The 758-nt window shown below is 69.7% G+C and carries 1 protein-coding gene; it reads left to right on the top strand.

Annotated features, from left to right (window positions below):
• Positions 1-123: 123 nt before the first annotated feature.
• Positions 124-758: Y-family DNA polymerase (locus AC1DKD_RS41745; RefSeq protein ID WP_477144797.1), on the top strand; the 635-nt coding region annotated here is incomplete at its 3' end.

Raw genomic sequence — 758 nt, 5'->3', positions numbered from 1 at the left:
TGCGCGTCCTGCTGGAACCGTCGCCGATCCTGCTTCACCGTCATGTTGCGCCTCTGGATCTGCCTGCACCTCTCGTCCCTGCCACTCGAAGTCTTCCGGCCGAATTGGTCCACTGAGTTGGCTGTGGCGGTGTTGGACAAGGAACGCGTGCACCTCGCTTCGCGCCTGGCGGCGGAGGCTGGCGTCCGCCCGCAGATGCGCCGCGGCGGTGTGCTGACCATCGCGCCGCAGACCCTGCTGTACGATCGAGCCCCGGAGAAGGAGGCCGACGCCCTGCAGCGCGTGGCCATGGCGTTCCTGCAGTTCGCGCCCAACGTGGTGCATGCCGAGGAAGCGTCCGTGCTGGTAGACGTGTCGGCCAGCCTGCGCCTGTTCGGCGGCATCCGCCAGTTTCGCCGCCGCATGCGCGCGTCTGTCGCCGCGCTGGGCTTCAGCGCGGCCCGCGGCTGTGCTCCGACAGCCCAGGGCGCCTGGCTGTTGGCCCATGCCGGTGGCGCAAGCACCCTCAAGATCGAGGCATTGGAGCGCCGGCTCGGCGCGCTCGCCATCGGCACTCTGCCCGCCGCACGGCCATTCCTGGAATGGCTGGATGGACTAGGGTGCCGTTGCCTTGCCGATATCCGCCGGCTGCCGCGGGCCGGGCTGCAGCGCCGGTGCGGCCGAGAACTGAACGAGGCGATGGATCGCGCCCTGGGCCAGGCGCCAGAGATCTTCGAATGGCTACAGGCCCCGCCAACCTTCTCCGCGCAGGTCGACCT

It is taken from the genome of Cupriavidus sp. 05T313 (assembly GCF_056396665.1).
The sequence above is the reverse complement of the archived record's forward strand: the minus strand, read 5'-3'. Positions and strand labels throughout refer to the sequence as shown.